The following is a 20,871-nucleotide window of genomic DNA, read 5'->3' as shown; positions in this document are numbered from 1 at the left end:
TCTGCCATGGCGGCGTGTAGATCACCTCCATGCCCGCATCGCGGCAGATCGCCGCCACGATGCGGCTGCCACGATCATGGCCATCGAGCCCTATCTTGGTCACCAGAACCCGCGGGCGAAAATTTTGAGTGTCCATGTGCTTTTCTCTCTGTGCTTGCCAGCCCGAGTGGCAGCGGGCTGCCGGATCGAGCAACGTTGAATTTTTACGATGCGTTGTCAATAGCAGAAGATTATGCGAAAATTTGACGTTATGTTGTCGTTATAAAGACAATCTACAGGTTTTCCTTGACAGTGTTTTCCCTTATGTGCTGAACAATCCATGGCCACATTACCCACCTTCCCGTCGCCCACGCCCGGCCGGCGCAACTGGCGCAGGGCCACGGCAGACGAACTCATGGCCATTTCCTGGTTCGAAGTGCTCAATCCGGCCGAACGGGCGCGCGTCACGCACGAACTCGTCGTCGGCACCATCCATGCGGGCGAATACGTCTGCCGGGTCGACCGGCCGGCATCCTTCTGGTTCGGGGTGATCGACGGCCTGCTGAAAGTCAGCAGCAACAAGGAAGGCCAGGGTACGCCCGTCACCTTTGCCGGCGTTCCATCGGGGTCATGGTTCGGCGAAGGCACCGTACTCAAGCGCGAACCCTACCGGTACAATGTCCAGGCACTGCGTGGTTCAATCGTGGCTGGTCTGCCGCTGGACAGCTTTCACTGGCTGCTCGAGCATTCCACCCCATTCAACCGCTTCGTCATATTCCAGATCAACGAGCGCCTGGGCCAATTTGTGGCGGCGCGCGAGATCGAAGGCACCAACCGACCCAACCTGCGCGTGGCGCGCAGCCTGGCAGCCATGTTCAACCCGATCCTGAACCCCAGGGGCGACCTGACCCTGAGGGTCACGCAACAAGAACTCGGCTACCTGGTCGGCCTGTCGCGCCAGCGCATCAACCAGGCCCTGTCCGAGTTGCAGTCCCGCGGTGCCATCCAGGTCGAATACGGCGGCCTGCGCATTCTTGACCTCGAGGCCTTGCGCACGGGCCATTTCTGAACACCTGACCCCTTCCTCACAACACTGATCAAAAGGATCTGCCATGTCCATCCGCGTTTCAATCGTCACCACCCGTACCGGCGATGACGGCACCACTGGCCTGGGCGACAAGTCCCGCGTTCTCAAGAGCGCCCCGCGCATCCACGCCCTGGGCGAGGTCGACGAACTCAACAGCGTCATCGGCCTGTGGCGCAGCCAGCCCTTGCCAGAAGCCATCGATCGCCTGCTCGCGCGCATCCAGAACGAGCTGTTCGACCTGGGCGGCGAACTGAGCATTCCGGGCTGGACGGCACTGCGCGAAGAGCAGGTCCTGGCCCTCGAAGAAGCCACGCGCCAAGCCAACGAAGGCCTCGGGGCACTGCAGGAATTCATTCTGCCCGGGGGCTGCCCGGCCGCTGCCGCAGCCCATCTGGCACGCTCGGTGGCCCGCCGCGCCGAACGGGCCGTGGTGGCCCTGGCCCAGGAAGAAACCATCAATCCGCCGGTACGCCAGTACCTGAACCGCCTGTCCGACCTCTGCTTCGTCCTTGCACGGCAGCTCAATCACCAGGCCGGCGAGCCCGATGTCCTGTGGTCACGTGAGCCATGACACCGCAGACGCTGCAGGATCTGACCCGCCACATCCAGGGCCATTACGAGTCCTTCAGCCCTCAGTATCGCCTCAGCGTCCGCTACCTGCTCGAACATCCGACCCAGGTCGGCACCCTGTCGGCACGCCGGCTGGCCGCCCTGATCGGCGTCAAACCCGCCACGTTGATACGTCTGGCCCATGACCTGGGCTATCCGGGCTGGAACGACCTGAAGGCGGTGTTCATTCGCGAACTCCAGACCCACGAATCCCATGCGCGGCGCCCACTGACACGCAGCACCCAGCCCGACCCCTGGTTGCAATACGTCTACGCACAGAACAATGGCCTGGCCACCCTGGTCCGCACACAGCGTGCGGCCCTGTCGGCCTGCGTCGAGCGCCTGTCCAAGGCACCGCACATCGGGGTTGCGGGGTTTCATGCCTGCCACCCGGCCGCCTTCAGCCTGCGCTACTGGTGCAGCCTGTTCCGGCCCGATGTGCACCTGCTGCAGAATACGGGCGGCATCATGCAATTGATGCTGCGCCACCTGCGCCCCGAAGATGCCGTGGTGATCGTCGAACAGGCGCCTTATGCCCCCGAAGCCACGGCACTGAGCGAGGCTGCCCGGGACCAGGGTGCCGCGCTGGTCGCGCTCAGCGACAGCGCGCTGGCCCCCTGTGCACGGCGGGCCGACCACCATTTGCTGTATGCCACGGACAGCCCGCTGGGTTTTCCTTCGGCCGTGGCACTGCACGGCCTGGTTGAGCTGCTGGCCCATGCCCTGGGCCAGCATGCAGACAGGGCCGGCGCCGGCCCCGCCCCCACGGGCCGCAGCTGAACCTCACTGCACCCGGCTCACTTCACCCGGCTGACCATGTATTCGACCGCCGCCCGCAGGCTGGCGTCGTCGGCCTTGGTGCCGCCGCGGGCCGGCATGTGCCCGGCAGACCACCGGCGGCCCGCTGCTGCCCGCTATCTGCTATTTGCCTTGCCAGCGTGCCGGGCGCTTCTGCATGAAGGCATCGATACCTTCCTCGGCATCCGCGGCCAGCATGTTGCCCGCCATCACCTGGGACGCGAAGTCATACGCCTGATCGAGCGGCAGGCCCAGCTGGCGATAGACCATGGCCTTGCCCGTGCGAATGGCCAGCGGGCTCTTGCTGACGATCGCATCGACCAGCCCCCGCACGGCACTGTCGAGTTCGTCATCCGGGACGACGTGATTGACCAGGCCGCGCGCCGCAGCCTGTTCGGCACTGATGAACTGGCCCGTGACCAGCATCTCGAAGGCGTGCTTGATCGGCACATTGCGCGTCAGCGGCACCGCGGGCGTGGAACAGAACAGCCCGACGTTGATGCCCGAAACGGCAAAGCGGGCGCTGTGTGCCGCCACCGCCAGATCACAGCTGGCCACGAGCTGGCAGCCCGCCGCCGTGGCCGTGCCATGCACCCGGGCAATCACCGGCACCGGCAACTGCATCAGGCTCTGCATGAGGCGCCCGCACTGGCCAAAGAGCGTGCGGTAATAGGCTTCGTCGCCCTCGTGGCTGCGCATCTGCTTGAGATCGTGGCCGGCACAGAAGGCCCGCCCGTTGGCGGCCAGCACCACCGCACGCAAGGTTTCATCAGCCCGACAGGCATCGATGGCACCCTGCAGGGCGGCCAACATTTCTTCGGACAGGGCGTTGTATTGATCAGGGCGGTTCAGGGTGAGGGTCAGGACATCGCCGTCGCGTTCGCTCAGGATCAATTCGGATGATGCAGTCATTGGGGTCTCCACGATCAATGAAATAACAGGCGGATCTTGTCGAACAGGCGCCCGACGATACCCGCCTCGGGCACCGCGGCCAGCACCTGCAGGGGTTGCTGTGCCAGAGTATGGCCGGCCAGTTCGACCTGCAGCGTACCGATCACGGCATCCGCACTGAGGGGGGCCAGCAGGGGCTGGGGATAGCGGGCCTCGGTGTGCACGCTGTCGGCCTGGCCCCGCGGCACCGTGACCCACAAGTCATGATCCAGCCCCAGGCCGACGCTGTCGGCCTCGCCTTCCCAGACCTCGGCGGTGACCGCAGACTGCCCGGCCTCGAGCAGGCGTACGGTATCGAAATTCTTGTAGCCCCAGTTGAGCAGCTTGAGGCTGCTCTCGGCACGCGAGGCTTCACTGCCGGCCCCCACCACCACCGAGATCACCCGGCGGCCATCGCGCAGGGCCGTGGTGACCAGGCAATACCCCGCGGACTTCGTGTGGCCGGTCTTCAGGCCATCGATCGTGTCATCGACCCACAGCAGCCGGTTGCGATTGCCCTGGCGAATCTTGTTGTAGGTGTATTCTTTCTGGCTGTAATAATGCATGTACTGAGGAAAGCGCTGCACCAGCGCGCGCGTCATGAGGGCCAGATCCTGCACCGTGGTGGTGTGATCGGGGTCGGGCAGGCCGGGGGCGTTCACGAAGTGGGTATGCTTCAGCCCGAGCTCTTGCGCCTGCTGGTTCATGAGGGCCACAAAAGCCGATTCGCTGCCCCCCACCGCCTCGGCCAATGCCACCGTGGCGTCATTGCCCGACTGCACGATCAGCCCCTGCAGCAGGTCATCGACCGGAACGTCGGAGTTCGGGTCGATGAACATGCGCGAACCTTCGGTCTTCCAGGCCTTTTCGGACACGTGCACCTTCTGGTCGAGTTTCAGGCGACCATTTTCGAGGGCATCGAACACCACATAGGCCGCCATGATCTTGGTGAGCGAAGCGGGCTCGACGGCATCCTGGGGATTGTGCGCAGCAATCACCTGGCCGCTGTTCGCGTCCATCACCAGCCAGGCCTTGGCATCGACCGAAGGCGCTGGAATATTGGACAGCGAGTCGACCGTGAACAGGCCCGCCGACCCAGCCCCGGATGCCGCAGCACCCGCACCGGCCCCGTCTGCTGCACCCGCCGCGTCGGCAGCCGGTGGCGCATCGGCTGCTGCGGAAAGCAGGGGCGCCCCTGCCACGGCGGCGGCTAGGACCATGGAGCCCATGAGGTGGCGCAAAAAAGCGGGTTTTGGAGCAGGCATCATGGATAAGCTCTTCATGCAGTTTCTGACTGTCAATCTGCCATTATAGGCATCGACCCGCCAGCCTGAAACCCGCCAGCCCATGATCCGCATGGCGCGTCCGCTGGCCATACCCGCTGGCCGTACCCGCTGGCCGTACCCGGCGGCCGCGCCCGCCATCACACAGCCCGGCAGGCCGCGGCGCACGGAGTCAGCGCGCGAAACACGCGAGGGCAGAATCCACCACCTGGCGCAAAACGAGCAACCTGCCATGAAAAAAATGCCCGGCATCAGGTACCATCACCACCGGCAGCTGATGGGCACGCGCAAAATCGGCACCTTCGGCCAGGGGCACCACTTCGTCGTGTTCGCCGTGCACCAGCACGGTATCGGCCGGCACGACCACCTCACGGTACCGGAACCGTTCAACCGCGCAGCCGATCAGCATCAGCCGCGCGGGCAGCGGCAGGCCCTGATCGGCCAGTTCGGCATACAGCTGGCCGGCCACGGCCGAACCAAAAGAAAACCCGGCCAGCAACCAGGGGCTGCCGCTGGCCCACGGAAACGAATCGAGCACATGCTGCACGCAGGCCAGCATGTCGGCCGTTTCGCCCACGGCTGCATCGAACGCACCTTCGGAGCCCCCCACGCCCCTGAAATTGGGGCGTATGGCCATCAGGCCCTGCTGTACGCAGGCCCGCGCCACCGTGGTGACCACCTTGTTGTCGCGCGTACCGCCGTACAGCGGATGCGGATGCAGGACCAGCGCCCAGCCGCGCGGGGCCTCATGAGGATGATCCAGCGTGTACTCGATGCGCCCCGCCAGCCCCTGACAAACCCCCTGTTCTGTGCGTAAACTCATGTGTTCATGCTCCCGCGCATCCAAGACTCCATTGCAATCATTCTAGTATGCCATCCACCGACGCTCCCGAGACCCAGGCACTGCCGCAGGCCGCCGGGTTCCTGCCTGAACCGGCCGCACTGGCCAGCAGTCTGCAGGCCGCGCTGCCCCACTTCCCGCAGGTGGGCTGGATCGACGTCACGGGTTCCACCAACGCGGACCTGCTCGAGCGCGCCCGCAATGACCACGGCAAGATGATGCGCCCATGGCTGCTGGGCACCCACCTGCAGAACCAGGGGCGCGGGCGTGCCGGGCGTGCCTGGCACAATCAGGCCGGCGCCAGCCTGATGTTCTCGTGTGCCTTCGATGTCTTTCTGCCGACCCGGCAACTCCCCTCGCTGGCCCCCCTGCTGGGGATGGCCAGCTGCGAGGCCCTGCGCAGCCTGCTGGCGCCAGACCAGCAGGCGCGCCTGGCCATGAAATGGCCCAACGACCTGCTCTGGGACCAGGCCAAGCTGGCCGGCATCCTCATCGAATCCAGCCGCACGGGCACCAGCCCGGTATCCGATCATCATCTGATCATCATCGGCATCGGTCTGAACCTGCAGGGTGCAGAGGCCCTGGCCAGCCTGCTCAACCGGCCGGTGGCCGACTGGTCGCACATCTCGGCAGCCGACACCACGGCCGCCCAGGTCACGGCCAGCGCCCTGGTCAGCCGTTGCGCCCAGGCTTGGCACCAGGCCCTCAACCACGTGACATCCGCTGGCCTGGCCGACCTGCCCGAGCGCTTTGCCCGGGTCGATGCCCTCGCGGGCCTGCGCATCGATGTACTCGATGATGGCCATCTATGCCAGACAGGCATCGCCTGCGGCATAGACGCCAACGGCCACCTGCTGCTGCGCAACACACACGGGCTGCACGCCATTTCGGTGGGCGAGATCTCAGCCCGCCTGGCCTCCTGAGGCCTGCGCCCACACCCACCTCGGGGCTTTCCGGAGAGACGCATGAAACTCCTGGTCGATGCCGGCAACACCCGGATCAAATTTGTCCGGCTCGGCTGCGACCCGACCCGGGCGCGCGGCAGGCCGGAAATGCTCGAACGCCACGAACTCGAGTCCCTGGTGCAGCGGGTGGGCCAGAGGCCCGAATCGGTTCATGCATCCAATGTTGCCGGGCCCGGCGTGCGCGTCGCCCTGGAACAGGCCTGCCGGTCCGCCTGGGGCCTGACCGTGCAATGGCAGGACGGCCGCTGCGGCCAGAACTGGCTGTCCAACCGCTATTCGAATCCGGCCCGCCTCGGTTCGGATCGCTGGCTCGGCCTGCTGGGTCTCGTCCACCGGCTGCAGGCCACCGACCCGGCACCTGCATCGGGCAGCGCCTGCCTGTTGGCCAGCTTTGGTACGGCCACCACCATAGACACGCTGATCTGGCATGGCGAGCGCGCCGCCGGGGCACCCGTCGCCACCTTCATCGGCGGGCTGATCCTCCCGGGCGCCACGGCCATGGCGCGCAGCCTGGCCCAGGACACGGCCGACCTGCCCCTGGCACACGGTCCACTCGCAGATTTTCCCCTGGATACCCACGCCGCCATCGCCAGTGGCATCGCTGCGGCACAGGTGGGCGCCCTCTTGCGGCAGGTTACCCTCGCCAGCCTGCGGCACCCGCTGGCACCGCCCCGGGTCTGGGTCACGGGCGGCGCCCTGCCCCAGGTCGAGGCCGAACTGCTGCAGCGCCTGCCGGATCCCGCCACCCCGCTGGACAACCCAGTGCTCGACGGCCTCGCATTACTGGCAGGAGAGGGGCACTGAGCCTGGGATATACTCACTTCTTTGTCCATTCGATCCGCACTGCCTCATGCGATTCCTGCTGACGCTCGCCCTCATCGCCAACCTGGGCCTGCTGGCCTACGGGCAAGGCGTTTTCGGGCCCGCACCGATCGATCAGGGCCGCAATCCGCGTCCGCTGTCGCAGCGCAATCAGCAGGCCCTCACCGTGGGCACGGCGCGGCTGGCCAACAGCACGGCCGCGACATCTGCAGCGCCAGCCGCTTCATCCACCGCGCCAGGCGCATCCGGCACCCCTCGGGCCGCAGCCACCAGACCACCCTCGGCAGAGGGCGGCGCAGCGCGGGCGCCGGCACACTGACCCCATCGCCATGAAACCGATACGCAAAGCCGTTTTCCCAGTCGCCGGGCTGGGCACCCGTTTCCTGCCGGCCACCAAGGCCATGCCCAAGGAAATGCTGCCCATCGTCGACAAACCCCTGATCCAGTATGCCGTCGAAGAAGCGCTCGCCGCCGGCATCACCGAACTGATCTTCGTGACGGGCCGGCACAAGCGGGCCATCGAGGACCACTTCGACAGCTCGCCCGAACTCGAAGCCGAACTGGCCACCAAGGGCAAGCAGGCCCTGCTCGACAGCATCAGCCCCATGCTGCCGGGCCATGTGCACTGCATCTACACGCGCCAGGCCCAGCCCCTGGGTCTGGGCCACGCGGTATTGTGTGCAGCCCCCATCGTCGGCAACGAGCCCTTCGTGGTCCTGCTGGCCGATGACCTCATCGACGCCCAGACCTCGGTCACCCGCCAACTCGTCGATGCGGCCCACCAGCACAACGGCAGCGTGCTGGCCATCGAAGCCATCGCCCCGCAAGACACCTGGAAGTACGGCATCATCGCCGGCCAGCCGGTCGATGCCCGCAACGTGCGCCTGCAATCCATCATCGAGAAGCCAGCGCCCGAAGACGCCCCATCGGCGGATGCCGTCGTCGGGCGCTACGTGCTGGAGCCCGAGATCTTCGACCACCTGCGCCGCACCCCGGCCGGCGTGGGGCACGAGATCCAGCTCACCGATGCGATCTCGAGCCTGCTGTCCGAGCGTCCCGTGTATGCACACCGCTACGAAGGCATCCGCTACGACTGCGGCAGCAAGGAAGGGTTTTTTCAGGCGACCCTGGCATTGGGCTGGAAATACCACGGGCTGGGCGCCAGCCAGCCCTGACCCGACCACGCTGCAACACCCTGCAGCCGAGCCGCACGCGACACGGCCCCGCATTGCCACGGGACCCCGCGCCGCGACACAGTCCCACATTGCCGCCGGGCTCCGCGCCGCGAATGGCCCCGCATTGCCGCCGGGCCCTGCGCCGTCATACCGACCCCTGCTGCCCCAGATCCCCGGGCTGCGCGGGCACGGCGTACGGCGTACGCGTATTCTGCAGCAGGTCTTCGATGCCATCGAGCACGCGCTGTACCGCCCCCGAGTGCTGCCCCACCCAATGACGCGCCGCCTGGCCCATGTGATTGAGTTCGGCAGGCTCGTCGAGCCACAGCAAGGCCTGGCGTACCGCCTGCGCGGGATCGGCTGCGCGCGCAATGGCACCTGCCAGCAAGGCATCGGCCACGGCCTGTTCGAAGTGCGCCGTGTGCGGCCCCACGAGAACCGGGCAGCCCAGCGCACTGGCCTCGATGAAGTTCTGGCCGCCCAGCGCGGCAAAGCTGCCCCCCACGATGGCGACCTGGCTGGAGGCGTAATACCAGGCCATTTCACCCAGCGTATCCCCCAGGATGACGTCGACATCCCGACAGGCCGCGAGCATCGAACTGCAACCCTCACCCAGCGCCTGCAGGCCCGTACGCCGCACGAAACGCAGGCCATGCGCCTGCAGCAGCCGGCTGGCAGACTCGAAACGCTGGGGATGGCGTGGCACCAGAATGAACAGCACCGGCCGATCGCACTCGAGGCCCTGATCGCGCAACCGGTCGAGCTGCTGGCGGATCTGGCGTATGAACAGCTCGTCTTCGCCCTCGCGGGTGCTTGCAATGATGACGGTGCGCCGGCCCAGCGCATGCCCGAAGGCGGCACCGCGCCGGATCTGTTCGGCATCCTGCTGCAGATCGAACTTGAAATTGCCCGACACGATGACTGAAGTGGCCCCGGCCTGCTCGAGACGCCGGGCGTCTTTCAGCGTCTGCGCATACGTGCGCGCCAGCCCCGCGTAGGCGGGCCCGAGCAGCGCATGCAGGCGCATGGTGCGGCGCAGGGACGCGGCCGACATGCGCGCACTGGCCAGAACCAGGGGCACCCGCTGCCGGCGCGCCGAGTGCACCAGATTGGGCCACACTTCACGCTCGACGAGCACGCCCAGAACGGGTTTGAAATGCTGTAGGAAACGCCGGGTTGCACCCGGAAAATCGTAGGGCAGCCAGGCCTGCTGCAACCGGCCCTGGGCAATTTCGGACGCGAACGCGCGCGCCCCTTCGGCGCGCCCGCTGGCCGTGAGGTGGGTCAGCAGGACCGGATGCCCGCGGGCCAGCAAGGCCTGTACCAGCGGCGTGCTGGCCCGGGTTTCACCCAGGCTGACCGCGTGCACCCAGATGGCACCGGGCAGCAGGGTGCTGGCGGCGCCATAACGGCCGAAACGCTCGCGCCCCAGGACCTGCCAGCGCCCGCCTGCGCGCCGGGCGCGCAGGCCCATCCAGCCCAGCAGGAACGGGGCCAGCACTATCAGCAGCAGCGAATACAGGATACGGATCACGCACACCTCGCATGGGTGCCATCGTGACCTATTGTAAGGGTTTTCCCGAAAATTCAAAGGCCTGATGTATGGCGGCACACACCTGGCCCGCATCCGGGGCCTGCCCGCGCTCGCCCAGGCTGGCGGTATAGCCCGCCCCCTGCAGGGGCGTACGCACGGGTGTGGACGCCTTGTAGATGCCGATCGTGGGCCGCCCCAGACCCGCCGACAAGTGCGTCAGACCGCTGTCCAGACCCACCATGATGCGCGCCCGGGCCAGATGCTCGGCCACGGCGCGCAGGCCCATGCGCGGCAGGACACGCGCCCCGCTGCGCCCCTGCACCAGCGCCTCTGCGCGGGCCTGTTCGGCCGCGCTGCCGGCCAGCAACTGCAACTCGAGCCCGCGCCCCTGCAAATCATCGAACACCGCATGCCAGTCGTGCTCGGGCCAGAGTTTGTCGGCGCGGCTGGCCGATGGCATGATCATCGCAACCGGCTCGATGGCCACCCCCTGGGTGAACGCCTGCAGGCCAAAATCTGGCGGGCCTTCGGGCACATACCCCAGCGCGGCACCCGCCAGGCTGCGCTGGCGCGGGATCGCGGGCTGCCAGAACTCGACCCGGTGACGCACATCGTAGAACAGCGAGGCGAGCGGCTCGCGCGCCGACTTCCAGTCGAGCCCGTGACGCCGGCCACGCGCCTGACGCACCAGCCAGATCGACTTGAGCAGCGCCTGCATGTCGAGGATCAGATCGTAGCGCTGCCCGGCCAGCAGCGCCCGCAAGGCGGCCCGCTCACGCCGCGTATCGGGTGCCCACCAATGGCGGCGCCAGCGCCGGTGTGCGACGATGATCGCCTGATGCACGGCGGGATGCCAGGTGGGAATGTCAGCCAGTGCCTCTTCGACCAGCCAGTCGATCTGCACACCCGGCAGGTGCCGGGCGATATCGCTGATGGCGGGCAGCATGTGCACCAGGTCGCCCAGCGACGAGGTGCGTACGATGAGGATACGGGTCTGCATGCTGCGATTATAGGCGTGGCCCGGGGTCGGCAGACAGGGGCCGAGGCCCCGCAGGCAGGAATCCGGGCCCCGGCAACAAGGCCGCCGCACCGCGGCAATATCGGCAAGCACCCATGCTACCATCCCCTGCAGAACTGCCGTGCTATGGAGCATATTCATGACCATCTATGCCCTGGGGGATCAAACCCCCGCCATCGACCCCGCCGCCTGGGTCGCCCCTGAAGCCACCGTGATTGGCGCTGTCACTCTGCAGGCTGGCGCCAGCGTCTGGCCCGGTGCCGTGATCCGCGGCGACAATGAACCGATTCACATCGGCGCCAACAGCAATATCCAGGAAGGTGCCGTACTGCACGTGGATCCAGGCAAACCCGTGCACGTGGGCAACAATGTCACCGTGGGCCATCAGGCCATGCTGCATGGCTGCACGATCGAAGACGGCGCCCTGGTGGGCATCCAGGCGGTGGTCCTGAATGGCGCGGTGATCGGCCGCCACAGTCTGGTCGGGGCCGGCGCGCTGGTCACCGAAGGCAAGGTGTTTCCAGAGCGTTCGCTGATCCTGGGGTCACCGGCGCGCGTGGTGCGCACGCTGACCGATGCCGAAGTGGCCGGGCTGGACCACAGCGCGGCCAATTATGCCGAACGCAGCGCGTATTATCGCAAGGCACTCACGGCCCTGTAGGTCATGCCACGCTGCTGACACCAGCTGGCCATCCCGGCCGACCATGCCGGCTGGCCATCCCCGCCGGGCCCGCCAGCGCCGGCGGCAACCGCTGCCACAATAGACCGGCCGACCGGCAGGCGGGTAGACCGGCCGGCATCAGCCCCCGGCGCGCAACACCAGCCGCTGATAGATCTCTTCGTAGCCCGACACCATTTCGGGCACCCCGTGCACCCGCGCAACGTACGCCTGCGCCCGCTGCGCCATGGCCTGCGCAGCGGCCGGGTGCTCCAGCACCCAGGCCAGCCGCCGGGCCAGCTGCGGCGCGTCCCCCGCCGGCACCAGCAGCCCACGATCCGGGGCCAGCGTCTCCACGTGCCCGCCCACTTCGGTGGCCACCACCGGCAAGCCTGCCAGACAGGCATCCAGAACGCTGCTGCCCAGGGCCTCGAAGCGCGAACTGCTGGCATACACGTGCGCCAGCGCCAACGCATCGCCCATCCGTGCCTCGAACCCGGCCAGCACATAATGCGCGCCCAGCCCCAGTCTCTGGATGCGCTCGCGTGCCGCAGCTGCCGCCGCGCCTTCGGCCCCGAAATGCAGGCAGATCAGCTGCGGATGCGTACGGCGCAACAGGCCCACCGCTTCGATCAGGGTGCAGGGGTCTTTCTCGGGGCTGAGCGCTGCCGCGGTCACCAGCACCTGGCGGCCATCCAGACCGAAGCGGCCCCGCAGCACCTGAACCCGAACGGGGTCCACCGGTAACGGTCCCACCGCGCTGGGAATGATGCTCACCGGCAGTGCAAGCGCCCGGGGCGCCTGGGCAGCCGCCTGGCTGATGGCCACCAGCGCATCCACCCGCGACCATTTCCAGCGATGGCGCCGTTGCGTCCCCGTGACCTGGAATGCCGTGCGCCGGGTGAACACCGTCTGCGCCCGCAATACGGGGCGCAGCAGCGCCAGCAGGCTCATGGTCTGCGCCGTCTGGGCATGCACGATATCGAACGCCTGGCGCTGTCGCAGCAGCAGGCGCAGCAGCGCCCCCACGCCGGAGCAGGCCAGCACCGCCACCCCGGCAGCCTGCGCGCGCCCGGCCAGCGGGCTGGCGGCGCGCGCCGCCAGCTGCACGGTGTGGCCACGCGCCTGCAAACCCTGCAAGGTGAGCAGCGTCTGGCGCTCACCGCCACGCCAGCCCTTTTCGAGATTCAGGTGCAGGATGCGCACTGCGGCTTCAGCTCTTGCGCTTTGGCCGCGACCAGCCGGGTATCGTGTCCTGGCGTGGACGCGACAGCGTCAGCTGGCCGGCTGGCGCGTCACGCACCAGGGTGGTACCAGCCCCCAGCGTGGCGCCGGCGCCCACGTGCACCGGGGCCACCAGCTGGGTATCCGAGCCGATGAATGCATCGTCATCGATCACGGTCTGCAGCTTGTTCACGCCATCGTAGTTGCAGGTGATGGTGCCCGCCCCGATATTGACGCGCTCGCCGATGCGGGCATCGCCCAGATAAGCCAGGTGATTGGCCTTCGAGCCCCGGCCCAGGCGGGTCTGCTTGAGTTCGACAAAATTGCCGACATGCGCCTCGGGGCCGACATCGGCCCCCGGCCGCAGCCGCGCATACGGGCCGATGCGGGCGGCCTGCGCCACGCGGGCCCCTTCGATGTGGCTGAACGCCTCGATCACGGTATCGGTGCCAATGTCGGCATTGCGCAACACGCAGTTCGGGCCGACCTGCACCCCGTCGCCCAGACGCACCGTACCTTCGAACACGCAACCGACGTCGATGCGCACGTCACGCCCGCAGTCCAGCGTACCGCGCACATCCAGACGCGCCGGATCGGCCAGGCTGACGCCCTGCTCGAGCAGGCGCTGCGCCTGCACCCCCTGCCAGATCCGCTCGAGGCCCGCCTGCTGCACGCGACTGTTCACGCCCAGCGTTTCCCAGGATTCGGCCGGCTGAGCATGAGACACGGCAACCCCATCGGCGACCGCCAGACCTACGATGTCGGTGAGGTAGTATTCTGCCTGGGCGTTGTCATTGCCCAGCCGCCCCAGCCAGCGCCGCAGGGGCTCGAGCGGGGCCGCCAGAATACCGGTGTTCACCTCGCGCAGGGCCTGTTCCTCGGGGGTGGCGTCCTTGTGCTCCACGATCCGCATGATCCGGCCCCGGCCATCGCGCACGATACGCCCGTAGCCCGTAGGGTCGGCCATGGTTTCCGTCAGCAGCGCCAGCCCCCCCAGGCCACGCACCCGCAGCAGCGCCTGCAGGGTACTGGCCTGCACCAGCGGGACATCGCCATACAGGACCAGGCAAGCGTCATCCGCCCCCCCTGCGAGCAAGGGCATGGCCTGCATGACGGCATGGCCTGTGCCCTGCTGCGGCTGCTGCAGCGCGAACTGCAGCCCCTGGCCGGAAAACGCCTGTTGCACCTGCTCGGCCCCGTGCCCCACCACCACCACGATGCGCCCGGGTTCGAGCGCACGGGCCGTGTTCAGTACATGGGCCAGCATGGGCTGGCCGGCGATGGCATGCAGAACCTTGGGCTGCGCAGACCGCATGCGCGTGCCCTGCCCTGCAGCCAGAATCACGATATTCAGCATCGATTCAAACCCCGGATGAACGCGTACCCGCCGCCTTGCGCCCGCCCGCGCCTGTCTTGCCGCCAGATGCCCCGGTACCGGAGGCCTTGCTGCCGGACGCCCTGGCTCCGGATGACTTGGGACTGGATGACTTGGGACTGGATGACTTGCTGGCAGATGCCCTGGTACCGGGCGCCGCGGCACTGGACCCCTTGCTGGCAGATGCCTTGCCGCCAGATACTCCGGCCGCCGCCCTCGGGGCTGCAGCGCCTGCCTTGCCGCGCGTGGACGCGGCCTCGGGTGCCACGCTTCCTGTGCCTTCAGCGGCTTCCTGCAGGCTGGCGGCCGTGGCCTGGGCCAGGTGCTCGAACTGCTGCTGCACCATGCGCCACCATTCACCCGCCGCCTCGGCGTAGGCCCGGCTGGCCTCTTCGGCCGCCGCCTGGGCGTCGACCTGGGCTGCAGCCTGGGCACCGGGATCTGCATCGGCCTGGGCATCCACCCGGGCATCGGCCTGGGCCTGGGCCTGGGCCTGGGCCTGCGCCTGGGCATCTGCGTCGGCCCCGGCGGTGCGGGCCCCGGCGGCATCCCGTGCCGTTGCCGCACCCTGAGCGCCCGACATGGACGCCAGGGCCTGGTCGGCAAATGATTGAAAAGTCTGCAGCGTGCTGCGCTGGATTTCCAGCCCCTGTATCGTGCTCGCCAGCATGCCGGCATTGAGCTGCAGCCAGTTGTGCACGGTCTGCAGTTCACGGATGCGCTGGTCGAGCTCGTCGAGCGACAGGCTGGGCAGCACGCCCGTCGCCCCGATTGACCGGTTGCCGGTACCTGGCAGGCCGGCCATGTTCTGCCAGGCCTGACGCATCATGTCGAGCCCGGCAAACAACGGATTGCCTGCCGCATCGCCAGTCTGCCCGAGGCCGGGCAGCACGAAAGGATTGTCTGCTTCTTGTGCCATGATGTTTGCCTCCTTGGGGCATTGCCGATAGAACTGCCAGCAGCGCACACCCCGCGGTGCCTGCCGCGCCTGGATAGCGGCTCAGGACGCCTGTGCAACCCGATCGGCGTGCAGCCGCAACTGCAAGGAGTCCAGTATGCACAACTCGGCCTCGAGCGTGAAGACCCCGCGACCCAGAAAGGACTGCAAGTCTGTCATATTCAGGCAACGGAACTCGATCACTTCGCCATCCTGGTTCACGGGCACGGCCGCGGCCGGCAATACACAATCGGCCAGCAACACATTCTCGACCTGATAGCCCTCGGGCAGGCGGCGATGCATGCGCAAGACCGTGCGCAAGGGGCTGTGGCCCGCCAGCATGGCCGCAGGCAGCCCGGCTTCTTCATGGGTTTCGCGCAGCAGAGCTGCGGCGCAGGTCTCGCGAGCCGCCACCAGGCCACCGGAGAGCGTGTCCCAGAGGCCCGGATCGGTGCTTTTGTCGAGCGCGCGCCGGGCCACCCAGAGGCGCCCGTCAGGTGTCCAGGCGTTCAAGTGCACAGATTGCGTGAGCAGGCCCAGTGGCCGCATGGCCCCGCGCTCCATCTGGGCCAGGTGCTGCCCTTCCGCCACCACATCCAGCAATTCATTGCGCCACGCGCGGATCAGCCCGGCCTGGTTCAGGGCGTGCGCCAGCTGCTCGAGGACTGCAGCCAGGCTGCGGCGGGCTGCGGCGGTAATGTGCACGGCCTCGGGTTCGATATGCACCCCCGGCAGACCGGCCACGGCGTTCTGCGCCGCCGGCGTGATCCAACCGCCCACGCGCCCGGCCAGGGTGACCGGGCGGGCGCCAGCGGGCGGCAATTGCTGCGCCTGGTGATGAAGATGCCCCCTGCATGCCTGCAGATGGGCCAGATCCGGGATGTGAACGGTGGCACGCATGACGGCATTGTAATGGAATGGCCATGGCGACCAGCCCCCCGACCCGGAAAGTCGCCAGCCGAGAGTCGCCAGCCCGGAACCGCCAGTCAGGCGTCACCAACCCGGCAGCCGCCAGCCGGAAGTCGCCAGCCGGGAGGCCGTCGTGGACGGCGTACTTCAAGTACACTGGAACTGCACATCGCCCAGGCCACATCTTCACCCATGGCCGTGACCGACACCCTGCCAGGCCGTGATCAGACTGGGCCCACGATCGTACTTGCATGCTGAACGCCATGAACACCCCCACCATCCGCCGTCGTCATTTCCTGGGCACGCTGGCCGCCCTGGCCCTTTACCCGGCTCTGGCCGCCTGTTCGCAGGATACCGAACCCCTGCCTTTCGAAGGCAACGACATCACCGGCAGCGGCCTGGGCCAGGATCTGGCCATGCCCGACACCCAGGGCCGGATGCGCACTCTGGCCGATTTCAAGGGCAAGGTGTTGCTGGTGTTTTTTGGCTACACGCAGTGCCCCGATGTCTGCCCCACGGCCATGCTGGAAATCAGCCAGGCCATGGAACTGCTCGGTGAACAGGCCGACCATGTGCAGGTGGTCATGGTCTCGGTCGACCCGGCCCGCGACACGCCAGAAATCCTCCAGGCCTATGTCGAACTCTTCGACCCGCGCTTCATGGGGCTTACGGGCACCCCCGAACAGCTCGACAAGACCGCGCGCTCATTCAAGGCCTTCTACGCCAAAGAGCCTGGCCCCACCCCCAATCATTACGCCATGAATCATTCGGCCGCCTTCTACCTGCTCGACCAGAATGGCCAGGCGCGCGCCCTGCTGGGCCCGTCGCTCACCCCCGAAGACATGGCGCACGACATCCGCCTGCTGCTCGAGCCCGCCTGAGGCCCCACAGGCCGCCAGCCCGGCCCCATGGCGCCACACGGATGGCCGCCCGACGGCACACATGCACCACGCGGACGGCCGGCGGACAGCACAATGCACTACGCCGATGGCCGCCAGACGACACCATGCCGTATCAGGACAGATCGGCTTCCGGAGCCGGCCGCAGATCGGGCAAGGGCTCGTGCTGGCGCTCGCCCCGCTCGAACTCTTCCCAGACCTCGATGGCACGCATGCGCTGGTGCACGATGGCCTCGATGCGCTCGCGCAGCGCCGGATACTGCTGTTGCAGGCGCCTGAAGTCGGCTTCGGGCAACATCAGCAGGCGGCTGTAGCCCAGCGAACGGGCACGGGCCTCGAAATCGCGATCCATCACCAGGGCGATTTCACCAAAGATCTGGCCACTGCCCAGTTCGGCCGTGGTGCCATCGGGCAGATCCAGAAGCACCGCCCCCGAGGCCACGATCACCATCGCGCGGCTGCGTCGCACCCGTGGCACGATCTCCTGCCCCGGCAGCACCAGGCGCGGCTTGAGTGCCTTGACGATGGCCGCGCGCAGGGCCTCATCCAGCCCCTCGAAAAACGACACCCGTGACACCAGCACCTCGGCGCTCAAGGTAATGTCCAGTTGGCCATAGCGCTCGAGCGGCCCCCAGCGCGCCTCGACCTGACGGATCAGGTCGGCGTAGGTTTCGCCGCTGATCAGGTTCTGGCCCAGCATGTCGCGGTAGCGCAGGCGCTCGAACGTACGCGCCATGCGTGCCAGGTAGGCTTCCTGCAAGGTCTGCGCATAGCGTGGATACTGCAGCACCAGCGCCTGCAGGGCTTCTTCGAGCAGATCGAGGCGGCGTTGGTGCGCCTTGATGATGATGTCGGTGACGGCCTCGCCCAGCAAGGGCTGTACATCACTGCGCGCAAACGGGATCAGACGCCGCGCCACCGACCACTTCGCCATCAACAGGCCAAAGCGCCGGGTCAGCCCGCGCACCAGCCAGAACTGCCAGCCCGTCAGGTGGTGTACCCACACCGCCAGACGCAGGCTGCGCGAATACTGCAGGTCGGCGGCCAGCGCCGCCTCGAACCCGGCCAGACCGCGCGCACGCACGGCATCGCTCAGGCGCTCGGCCCGCGCCAGCAGCGCCTCGGCGGTGCGCCAGCCCAGCAGCTGTTCCTTGAGGTTGTCGAAGTACAGTTCTTCTTCGCGCCCCGCCAGAATCCCCATGCCGACGGCCACCTTCTCGTCATCGCTCAGCTGGTGCAGCTGCGCCGCATCCACGCCGGCCTGCCCGGCATCGAAGACCGCATGCAGGCGCTCGAGCACCGGGGCCACGATATGCTCATTGCGTGCGACCTCATCGATCCTGTCGCGCAGCACGGCCAGTTCGACCACCTGCGCCTGATCGCGCAAGGCCCGGTCGACCGGGCTGAGCTGGTTCAGGCCCAGGCGCGTGATCAGCGCGCGCAGGCTCATGCCATTGACGAACAGGGTCAGGAGCACGAAACCCGTGGTGGCCACCGCGATGAACTGACGATCCACGTGCAGGATGGCGCTCTGCTCGGTGACGGCCAGGGCCAGCGCCAGCGACACCGCCCCACGCAGGCCACCGGCCAGCATCACCGTCCGGTAGGCCGGACTGACCTGCGTGCTCAGGCGCAGGCGCCCCATCAGCGGCAGCAGCCCGAAGACCACCAGCGCCCGCGCCGCCATGGTGACGACATAAAGCACCAGGATCAGGAACACCTCGACCCATGTGATTTCGGCCATCATGCGCGGAATCAGCATGGCCGCCAGCAGGAAGATGAGCGAATTGGCCCAGAACCCGAACTGGCCCCAGGCCCCCTCCAGCTGCTCGAAAGTGGTCGGCGACATGCGCGTGCGCCCATTGGACCCGACCACCAGACCGGCGATCACCGTAGCCACGACCCCCGATACGTCCAGGTAATATTCGGAAATGAAAAAGGCCAGATACGCCAGTGCCACCGTGAGCGTGATTTCGGCCGCCGGCCAGCCCCGCAACCAGCGAAACAGCATCGTCGCCCCCGAGCCCATGACGAAGCCCGCCAGCCCGCCGCCCAGGAACGAGATCAGGAAGTCCTTCACGATGGTGAGTTCGGAAATCGGCGAACCGTCGATCAGTGCGGCCACCAGCACGGTGTACAGCGCAATCGACGCCGCATCATTGAACAGGGCCTCGCCCTCGACCAGATTGGTCAGCCTGCGCGGCGCCCCCACCTCGCGGAAGATGCTGACCACGGCGCCCGGATCGGTGGTGGCGACGATGGCCCCGAGCATCAGGCACGCCACCAGCCCGTACGATGAAATGGCCGACAGCGATACCCCCACCGCGACCGTGCACACGACCACCGCCACCACCGCCATCACCAGGATCGGGCTGATGTCATCCATAAGCCGGCGGATGTTCGTCGCCAGGGCTGTCTCGAACAGCAGTACGGGCAAAAACACGAACAGGAAAGTCTCGGACGAGACTTCGAAATGTTGCAGCGTATCGAGATAATCGCCGATCACCCCCGGCGCCCAGCCATGCACGTGGATGATGACGCCCAGCACGAAACCCACTACGGCCAGCAGCACCGAATAGGGCAGGCGCAGCCGGCCGGCCAGTGGCGGCATGAACGATATGAGGGCCAGCAGCCCTGCCAGGCCAAAGATCAGCAGGCCGATTTTCATGGGGCGGATCCGATGCCGCGATCATCGCGGCGGCTACAGGCTCAAGAATACCGGATACACGCGCAAAAAAAGTGAATCCCCCCTGATTTTGAGGAGGCCGCCCTGATCTGCCATCCTTGCATCGCAAACGCCGAGCACTCGACCTTTACGCCTTGAGCGATCGGCCGCCAAGCGAAACGGCTGCGGTCATCCTGATTATTTACGAGCTGCAGCGCATCTCAGTGGTAGTCCGACTCGCGCTGATGACGCACGGCCAGTATCGTCACGATGTCGTCGGGCTCGATCTCGAAAAGCGCCACGTATCCAGCGGCGCCAAACGAGATCACCAATTCGCGCAGATAAGGAGTGTGGGCCGATGCCTTGCGGCATGTAAACGGGAACTGCTTCAATAAATCGATCGCCTGGACAATACGCGCCAAGGCCCGCTCAGCTGGCTCTGTGCTGTGCGGATCCTGTTCCAATAAGAATTCATACAGCCTCACCAAATCCGCCTCGGCTTCCTCCGTGAAACGAACGGTATGGCTCATGAGCGGCTGATACACGCCTTGGCCGCATCCAGCTTGGCGTGCAATTTTCCCAACACCACATCGGCCTGGACATAGTGACCAGTCCGCCGGGCCCGGTCGCGCGAGGCCAGGCCACACGCCAGAAAGGCTTCATTGGCTTTGCGTAGCTCGACCTGACTGCGTACGGCCTGTTCGATGAACTGTGACAGACTTTCTCCTTCGCGCAAGACGCTTTCAGTGTCCTGGCGCAACTGCGGATCAACCCTGAGCGGTGGAAATGTGGCGGTTTTCATACTACCCTCGGACACTTGCATAGCAATTGCGATACATTATAGATCATTGCGCAAAAGCCCAACGGTTCTCCGTTGGGCTTTTTGTTGGTGAGCATGTTCACCGCTCCTGATCCCACTGATGTTTGTGAAACATCGACTCCATCAATGCTGTGGGCAGATCACGGCCTGAGCACGTTCACCGCTCCTGATGGATATTTGTTGAAATTTGGTCAGGTAGCGTGATGGATATGGGGTAATCCCCCTCGAGATGCTTGAATAAAGTCATCTTTTGGGGGAGTCTCTTGTTTCCTAAGACTCGAGACGCGCCCAGTGTGCCATAACCTGCTGAACGACCCAAACTTTTTTACGCTGCTGTTGCAGA

General features: G+C 66.6%; 22 protein-coding genes. 9 read left to right on the top strand and 13 right to left on the bottom strand.

The features are described from left to right. Positions 1-136, bottom strand: a 136-nt coding sequence (locus tag WCY17_RS13480; protein ID WP_372702708.1) for a cobalamin B12-binding domain-containing protein, incomplete at its 3' end; no start/stop codon positions are given. A 183-nt stretch (positions 137-319) separates the two neighbouring features. Between WCY17_RS13480 and WCY17_RS13475 the strand changes: the two genes are divergently transcribed. The 3 genes from WCY17_RS13475 to WCY17_RS13465 are packed head-to-tail and all read left to right on the top strand — an operon-like array spanning position 320 to position 2,455. Next, positions 320-1,048: a Crp/Fnr family transcriptional regulator gene (locus WCY17_RS13475; RefSeq protein ID WP_372702706.1), complete on the top strand. Its 729-nt coding sequence runs from the start codon at positions 320-322 to the stop codon at positions 1,046-1,048. A gap of 43 nt (positions 1,049-1,091) precedes the next feature. After that, positions 1,092-1,637: a cob(I)yrinic acid a,c-diamide adenosyltransferase gene (locus WCY17_RS13470; RefSeq protein WP_372702705.1), complete on the top strand. Its 546-nt coding sequence runs from the start codon at positions 1,092-1,094 to the stop codon at positions 1,635-1,637. Beyond that, on the top strand, positions 1,634-2,455 hold the full coding sequence (locus tag WCY17_RS13465; protein ID WP_372702704.1) for a MurR/RpiR family transcriptional regulator: 822 nt from the start codon (positions 1,634-1,636) through the stop codon (positions 2,453-2,455). Before WCY17_RS13470 ends, WCY17_RS13465 begins: the two co-directional genes overlap by 4 nt. Before the next feature lie 141 nt (positions 2,456-2,596). On the opposite strand, the gene WCY17_RS13460 is transcribed toward WCY17_RS13465, so the two are convergent. From WCY17_RS13460 to WCY17_RS13450, 3 genes are all read right to left on the bottom strand, one after another. Beyond that, a complete protein-coding gene (locus tag WCY17_RS13460; RefSeq protein WP_372702703.1) occupies positions 2,597-3,385 on the bottom strand; it encodes an enoyl-CoA hydratase in 789 nt (262 codons plus the stop codon). A 14-nt stretch (positions 3,386-3,399) separates the two neighbouring features. Further along, entirely contained in the window at positions 3,400-4,671 is a 1,272-nt protein-coding gene (locus WCY17_RS13455; RefSeq protein ID WP_372702702.1) for a D-alanyl-D-alanine carboxypeptidase family protein, read from the bottom strand. Positions 4,672-4,858: 187 nt separating this feature from the next. Then, on the bottom strand, positions 4,859-5,509 hold the full coding sequence (locus WCY17_RS13450) for an alpha/beta hydrolase (RefSeq protein ID WP_372702701.1): 651 nt from the start codon (positions 5,507-5,509) through the stop codon (positions 4,859-4,861). 47 nt (positions 5,510-5,556) lie between these two features. Here WCY17_RS13450 and WCY17_RS13445 point away from each other — a divergent pair, with 47 nt between their 5' ends. The 4 genes from WCY17_RS13445 to galU are packed head-to-tail and all read left to right on the top strand — an operon-like array spanning position 5,557 to position 8,489. Next, positions 5,557-6,450: a biotin--[acetyl-CoA-carboxylase] ligase gene (locus tag WCY17_RS13445; RefSeq protein ID WP_372702700.1), complete on the top strand. Its 894-nt coding sequence runs from the start codon at positions 5,557-5,559 to the stop codon at positions 6,448-6,450. A gap of 42 nt (positions 6,451-6,492) precedes the next feature. Next, positions 6,493-7,296 carry a type III pantothenate kinase gene (locus tag WCY17_RS13440; protein ID WP_372702699.1) on the top strand — a complete coding sequence of 268 codons (804 nt, stop codon included), beginning with the start codon at positions 6,493-6,495 and terminating at the stop codon, positions 7,294-7,296. A 46-nt stretch (positions 7,297-7,342) separates the two neighbouring features. Beyond that, a complete protein-coding gene (locus tag WCY17_RS13435; protein ID WP_372702698.1) occupies positions 7,343-7,633 on the top strand; it encodes a hypothetical protein in 291 nt (96 codons plus the stop codon). A 10-nt stretch (positions 7,634-7,643) separates the two neighbouring features. Continuing rightward, positions 7,644-8,489 (top strand): UTP--glucose-1-phosphate uridylyltransferase GalU, encoded by an 846-nt coding sequence (galU, locus tag WCY17_RS13430; protein ID WP_372702697.1) that lies wholly within the window; start codon positions 7,644-7,646, stop codon positions 8,487-8,489. Between the two features lie 145 nt (positions 8,490-8,634). Here galU and WCY17_RS13425 read toward each other — a convergent pair whose 3' ends face one another. Beyond that, the gene (locus WCY17_RS13425) at positions 8,635-9,963 is read right to left on the bottom strand and encodes a 3-deoxy-D-manno-octulosonic acid transferase (RefSeq protein ID WP_372702707.1); all 1,329 of its coding nucleotides are present in this window, start codon (positions 9,961-9,963) and stop codon (positions 8,635-8,637) included. 88 nt (positions 9,964-10,051) lie between these two features. Continuing rightward, positions 10,052-11,023, bottom strand: coding sequence for a lipopolysaccharide heptosyltransferase I (gene waaC / locus WCY17_RS13420; RefSeq protein ID WP_372702696.1), 972 nt, complete (start codon positions 11,021-11,023; stop codon positions 10,052-10,054). Between the two features lie 157 nt (positions 11,024-11,180). On the opposite strand from waaC, the gene WCY17_RS13415 reads away from it, so the two are divergent. After that, positions 11,181-11,702 carry a gamma carbonic anhydrase family protein gene (locus WCY17_RS13415; RefSeq protein ID WP_372702695.1) on the top strand — a complete coding sequence of 174 codons (522 nt, stop codon included), beginning with the start codon at positions 11,181-11,183 and terminating at the stop codon, positions 11,700-11,702. A gap of 138 nt (positions 11,703-11,840) precedes the next feature. Here the strand turns inward: WCY17_RS13415 and WCY17_RS13410 are convergent, their stop codons facing one another. The 4 genes from WCY17_RS13410 to WCY17_RS13395 form a co-directional block, all read right to left on the bottom strand. Further along, positions 11,841-12,905 (bottom strand): glycosyltransferase family 4 protein, encoded by a 1,065-nt coding sequence (locus WCY17_RS13410; RefSeq protein ID WP_372702694.1) that lies wholly within the window; start codon positions 12,903-12,905, stop codon positions 11,841-11,843. Positions 12,906-12,912: 7 nt separating this feature from the next. Then, a complete protein-coding gene (gene glmU / locus WCY17_RS13405) occupies positions 12,913-14,280 on the bottom strand; it encodes a bifunctional UDP-N-acetylglucosamine diphosphorylase/glucosamine-1-phosphate N-acetyltransferase GlmU (protein WP_372702693.1) in 1,368 nt (455 codons plus the stop codon). A 4-nt stretch (positions 14,281-14,284) separates the two neighbouring features. After that, positions 14,285-15,217, bottom strand: coding sequence for a PhaM family polyhydroxyalkanoate granule multifunctional regulatory protein (locus WCY17_RS13400; RefSeq protein ID WP_372702692.1), 933 nt, complete (start codon positions 15,215-15,217; stop codon positions 14,285-14,287). Positions 15,218-15,298: 81 nt separating this feature from the next. Continuing rightward, positions 15,299-16,135 carry an NUDIX domain-containing protein gene (locus WCY17_RS13395; RefSeq protein WP_372702691.1) on the bottom strand — a complete coding sequence of 279 codons (837 nt, stop codon included), beginning with the start codon at positions 16,133-16,135 and terminating at the stop codon, positions 15,299-15,301. Positions 16,136-16,407: 272 nt separating this feature from the next. Here WCY17_RS13395 and WCY17_RS13390 point away from each other — a divergent pair, with 272 nt between their 5' ends. Next, the gene (locus tag WCY17_RS13390) at positions 16,408-17,025 is read left to right on the top strand and encodes an SCO family protein (RefSeq protein WP_372702690.1); all 618 of its coding nucleotides are present in this window, start codon (positions 16,408-16,410) and stop codon (positions 17,023-17,025) included. A gap of 133 nt (positions 17,026-17,158) precedes the next feature. Here WCY17_RS13390 and WCY17_RS13385 read toward each other — a convergent pair whose 3' ends face one another. From WCY17_RS13385 to WCY17_RS13375, 3 genes are all read right to left on the bottom strand, one after another. Continuing rightward, complete coding sequence (locus WCY17_RS13385) at positions 17,159-19,711, bottom strand: cation:proton antiporter (RefSeq protein ID WP_372702689.1); 2,553 nt, start codon at positions 19,709-19,711, stop codon at positions 17,159-17,161. Positions 19,712-19,929: 218 nt separating this feature from the next. Further along, the gene (locus tag WCY17_RS13380; RefSeq protein ID WP_372702688.1) at positions 19,930-20,238 is read right to left on the bottom strand and encodes a type II toxin-antitoxin system RelE/ParE family toxin; all 309 of its coding nucleotides are present in this window, start codon (positions 20,236-20,238) and stop codon (positions 19,930-19,932) included. Then, on the bottom strand, positions 20,235-20,510 hold the full coding sequence (locus tag WCY17_RS13375; RefSeq protein ID WP_372702687.1) for a YlcI/YnfO family protein: 276 nt from the start codon (positions 20,508-20,510) through the stop codon (positions 20,235-20,237). Before WCY17_RS13375 ends, WCY17_RS13380 begins: the two co-directional genes overlap by 4 nt. Positions 20,511-20,871 lie beyond the last annotated feature (361 nt).

The sequence above is a fragment of the Castellaniella sp. genome (genome assembly GCF_041677825.1).
Classification (GTDB): Bacteria; Pseudomonadota; Gammaproteobacteria; order Burkholderiales; family Burkholderiaceae_B; genus Castellaniella.
This window is presented reverse-complemented; position numbering and strand designations above follow the sequence as displayed.